This window comes from Vibrio sp. 10N.222.48.A3, assembly GCF_041475345.1.
GTDB lineage: Bacteria > Pseudomonadota > Gammaproteobacteria > Enterobacterales > Vibrionaceae > Vibrio > Vibrio tasmaniensis_A.
The window spans coordinates 1-4626 of sequence record NZ_JBFRVX010000793.1; the positions used below are offsets into that span (position 1 = coordinate 1).

The following is a 4626-nucleotide window of genomic DNA, read 5'->3' on the forward strand; positions in this document are numbered from 1 at the left end:
AGGTAGGTTAGGGTTTATCACTAAGGCTTTTTTCTTTTTAAGTTTGTGATCTAGCCACGCGAGTTGCATAGCGTATAGCGCACCGATGGTAAGTGTCGCGTATGAGAACAGAGCTAAAGATATGTGTAGCAACAGCTTCGGGTCATTCTCTAAGTGTTTGATGAAGGTACTAGGAAGAAAAGTGGCAGCCATTAGATTTAGAGCAGCGAAGCTATAAACAACCGGCAAGATGAACCACAAACGGGTTTTGAGCATAGCACCGCTCATGACCACAGATATGATTAAACTGATTAAAGAAGCAACGTTTAAGATACTGAGGTTTTGACCACTGGCATTAAAGATTAAATCGCCAAGCAACCAAGCATGGAAAGCTAAAGCAAGTAATGCGCTGATAAACACCGTTTTTACACGGATTCCTGTTTGGTGCACGAGACCTGGAATGATCGTGAAAATCGCCATTGTATAAAGAAAGGCTGCTGCGATCGCAATAAGACTGTCCATGGTATCCATTTAAATGATTACTAATTGGCGAATTATACCTCGCATCGCTCTTTGGGGCTATGGTGAACCTCATTCAATTCCAAGTGAATAATGTCTCACATCACATGCGTGGATGATTAACGCTCCACAACGGGTATGACTCTAATCCGCGCTAATGTATACTCACAGTAATAGTCGCAGTTTTGAGCGAAGAGAAAACTATGTTTGATAATTTAACGGATCGTCTATCCAAAACGCTGAAAAACATCAGCGGTAAAGGTCGCCTGACCGAAGACAATATTAAAGAGACGCTGCGTGAAGTACGTATGGCGCTACTTGAAGCCGACGTTGCACTGCCAGTTGTCCGCGATTTTGTTAAGCGCGTAAAAGAAGGCGCTGTAGGTGTTGAGGTTTCTAAATCTCTCACCCCGGGTCAAGAATTCATTAAGATCGTTCAAGCTGAACTTGAAGCTGTGATGGGGGAGTCTAACGAGGCTCTTGACCTGGCAGCACAACCGCCAGCCGTTATCTTAATGGCGGGTCTACAAGGTGCGGGTAAAACCACATCGGTAGGTAAGCTATCTAAGCTCCTGACTGAGCGTGATAAGAAGAAAGTTTTGGTTGTGTCTGCCGACGTTTACCGTCCAGCCGCGATCAAACAGCTTGAAACCTTAGCAAGCGATGTGGGTGTCGACTTCTTCCCATCTTCAGCTGACCAAAAGCCTCTTGATATTGCAAACGCTGCAATCGACCACGCGAAGAAGAAATTCTACGACGTGCTAATTGTCGATACTGCCGGTCGTTTGGCTATCGATGAAGAGATGATGGGTGAAATCAAAGAGCTTCATACTGCCATTAAACCAGTAGAGACGCTGTTCGTTGTTGATGCTATGACAGGTCAAGATGCTGCGAATACTGCAAAAGCCTTTGGCGATACGCTACCACTAACCGGTGTTATCTTAACGAAAGTGGATGGTGACGCGCGTGGTGGTGCTGCACTGTCTGTTCGTCACATCACAGGTAAGCCGATTAAATTCTTAGGTGTTGGTGAGAAAACTGACGCACTAGAACCATTCCACCCAGATCGTGTTGCTTCTCGCATCCTAGGTATGGGCGACGTACTGTCTCTTATTGAAGATCTACAGAAGAACGTTGATACCGAGAAAGCAGAGAAACTGGCTAAGAAGTTCAAAGAGAAGAAAGGTTTTGACCTTGAAGACTTCCGCGAGCAGCTTGGTCAGATGAAAAATATGGGCGGCATGATGGGCATGATGGATAAGCTTCCAGGCATGTCTCAGCTACCAGACAACGTTAAAGATAAAGTTGATGACAAGATGTTCAAGCAAATGGAAGCGATCATCAACTCTATGACAATGAAAGAGCGTCAGCGCCCAGACCTAATCAAAGGCTCACGCAAAAAGCGTATTGCTGCAGGTTCTGGTACGCAAGTACAAGATGTAAACCGTATGCTTAAACAGTTCACTCAAATGCAGAAGATGATGAAGAAAATGCAGAAAGGTGGAATGAAAGGCATGATGCGCAACATGCAAGGCATGATGGGCGGCGGTGGAGGTATGGGCGGAATGGGTGGTGGTTTTAACCCGTTTGGCCGATAATCTACAAATGTAAGCTTTAGCTACGTTACTTTTCATAGTGTTAGCCGTGTCACAGAAAGTGAGCGGTGGCTATGTTGGTGAAAAAATAGCTAAAGCCCTTGCATTGCCCCGGAATAAGAGTAAAATTCCGGGGCTTTAATTTGGCACGAGACCCCAAGCTATTTACTTATACTTGGGGTTAATTATTTTATTAAGAAAGCAAAGAGGACGACATGGTAACCATTCGTTTGGCACGTCACGGTGCAAAGAAGCGCCCATTTTATCAAATCGTAGTTGCGGATAGCCGTAACTCTGTAACTGGCCGTTTCATCGAGAAAGTAGGTTTCTTTAACCCTACTGCTCAAGGTCAAGAAGAAGGTCTACGTCTAGACCTAGATCGTGTTAACCACTGGGTTGGTCAAGGCGCATCTCTATCTGACCGCGTAGCTAAGCTAGTTAAAGACGCTCAAAAAGCGGCTTAATTCTTTTTTAAAAAGAGAAATAGCTTATGTCGATGAAGGGTAAAGAAACGATGAGCGAGCAAAACGAAAGAATTGTTATGGGTAAACTTGGGTCTACCTATGGTATTCGTGGCTGGCTTAAAGTGTTCTCCTACACAGACAATGCTGAAAGCATATTTGATTACAGTCCTTGGTATTTAAAGCTAAAGGGCGAGTGGGTTGAGTATAAAGTTGAAAGCTGGAAACGTCATGGTCAAGGCTATGTATGTAAGCTAGCGGGATTAGATGTACGTGAAGACGCGCAACTGATGACCAACTTTGAAATTGCTATTGACCCTGCTTCATTACCTGAATTGTCAGAAGATGAATTCTACTGGCGCGAATTGTTCGGTATGCAAGTTTTTACCACTAAAGGTTACAACCTTGGTGAGGTCACTGACCTATTAGAAACTGGCTCGAACGATGTTCTAGTAATCAAAGCAAATCTTAAAGATGCTTTTGGCCAAAAGGAACGGTTAATCCCGTACCTTGAAGAGCAAGTGATCAAGAAAGTTGATCGCGAAGCTCGCCGGATCGAAGTTGACTGGGATCCTGGATTCTAACTCCAAATTACAGAGCGAGAGAACACATGTGGGTTGGCATTATTAGCCTTTTTCCTGAAATGTTCCGTTCTGTTACTGATTTTGGAGTAACAGGTCAAGCGGTTAAAAAAGGTCTTTTATCTATTGAAACATGGAATCCTCGTGATTTCACTCATGATAAACATCGCACTGTTGATGACAGACCTTACGGTGGTGGTCCTGGCATGTTAATGATGGTTCAGCCTTTGCGCGATGCTATCCAAACAGCCAAACAGGCAGCACCGGGAAAGACGAAGGTTATTTACCTTTCACCTCAAGGTCGTAAACTCGACCAACAAGGTGTTGAAGAGCTGGCAACAAACGAGAACTTGCTTCTTATTTGTGGTCGCTATGAAGGGGTAGATGAGCGCATCATTCAATCTGAAGTCGACGAAGAATGGTCGATTGGAGATTTTGTGATGACGGGTGGCGAGCTGCCAGCCATGACGTTGATTGATTCAGTATCTCGGTTTGTTCCGGGTGTACTTGGAGATTTCGCATCAGCAGAAGAAGATTCTTTTGCAAATGGTTTGCTAGATTGTCCCCATTATACGCGCCCTGAGGTGCTAGACGATAAAGATGTGCCATCGGTACTCAAGTCTGGAAACCATAAGGACATTCGTCGCTGGCGATTGAAACAATCGTTGGGCCGAACTTGGCTAAGAAGACCAGAACTCCTGGAAAACCTAGCTCTGACTGACGAACAGGAACAATTACTGGCTGAATTCATTAAAGAGCAACGCTCTTAACGAAAAGCAAGCAGTAACCTATTAAATTTAGTATCAGTTTATTCTAGGAATTTATACAAATGAGCAACATCATCAAGGCTCTTGAAGAAGAGCAACTAAAATCAGACCTTCCTAAATTCGCACCAGGTGACACTGTTGTAGTTAAGGTTAAGGTAAAAGAAGGTGACCGTGAGCGTCTACAGGCTTTCGAAGGCGTTGTAATCGCTATTCGTAACCGTGGTCTACACTCTGCATTCACAGTTCGTAAGATCTCGAACGGTGAAGGCGTAGAGCGTGCGTTCCAAACTCACTCTCCAATGGTTGATAGCATCGAAGTTAAACGCCGTGGTGCAGTACGTCGTGCCAAGTTGTACTACCTACGTGAGCGTTCTGGTAAGTCAGCTCGTATTAAAGAGAAGCTTACTAAGAAGTAATTCTTTTTGCATTCTATCGATAAAAGCGGAGCCATTTGGCTCCGCTTTTTTGTGTCTGCTATTTAGAGTCTCACAGGTAAGAGATCTCCAACTTGCTCGTTCCTCACTCTTGAGGATGACGAATGACAAGCCTTGATACCTTGATAGGCTGTCGAACCGCTGAGGGAGTTTTTGAATCAACAGGAGCTGTCATTCCCTAGACTGACGAAGGAAGGAGTAGGGAATCCCCATTAGTGCCGTGTTATAGGCAATAAAAAAGGATTGCCGTAAAACGCCAACCCTTCAAAATTTACTCGCTACTCGCTACT

6 protein-coding genes are annotated in these 4626 nt (G+C 44.4%); 5 read left to right on the top strand and 1 reads right to left on the bottom strand.

What is annotated here, in order from left to right:
• Positions 1–501: inner membrane protein YpjD (locus tag AB4653_RS19835; RefSeq protein WP_372105118.1), on the bottom strand; the 501-nt coding region annotated here is incomplete at its 3' end.
• A gap of 200 nt (positions 502–701) precedes the next feature.
• Here AB4653_RS19835 and ffh point away from each other — a divergent pair.
• The 5 genes from ffh to rplS all read left to right on the top strand — a co-directional run bounded on the left by ffh (position 702) and on the right by rplS (position 4318).
• Positions 702–2096 carry a signal recognition particle protein gene (gene ffh, locus AB4653_RS19840; protein ID WP_004735506.1) on the top strand — a complete coding sequence of 465 codons (1395 nt, stop codon included), beginning with the start codon at positions 702–704 and terminating at the stop codon, positions 2094–2096.
• 212 nt (positions 2097–2308) lie between these two features.
• Positions 2309–2557 carry a 30S ribosomal protein S16 gene (gene rpsP / locus AB4653_RS19845; RefSeq protein ID WP_004735508.1) on the top strand — a complete coding sequence of 83 codons (249 nt, stop codon included), beginning with the start codon at positions 2309–2311 and terminating at the stop codon, positions 2555–2557.
• Positions 2558–2583: 26 nt separating this feature from the next.
• A complete protein-coding gene (rimM, locus tag AB4653_RS19850; protein ID WP_009847609.1) occupies positions 2584–3138 on the top strand; it encodes a ribosome maturation factor RimM in 555 nt (184 codons plus the stop codon).
• Positions 3139–3164: 26 nt separating this feature from the next.
• Positions 3165–3905, top strand: coding sequence for a tRNA (guanosine(37)-N1)-methyltransferase TrmD (gene trmD / locus AB4653_RS19855; protein WP_009847608.1), 741 nt, complete (start codon positions 3165–3167; stop codon positions 3903–3905).
• 59 nt (positions 3906–3964) lie between these two features.
• On the top strand, positions 3965–4318 hold the full coding sequence (gene rplS, locus AB4653_RS19860; protein ID WP_009847607.1) for a 50S ribosomal protein L19: 354 nt from the start codon (positions 3965–3967) through the stop codon (positions 4316–4318).
• Positions 4319–4626: the final 308 nt, after the last annotated feature.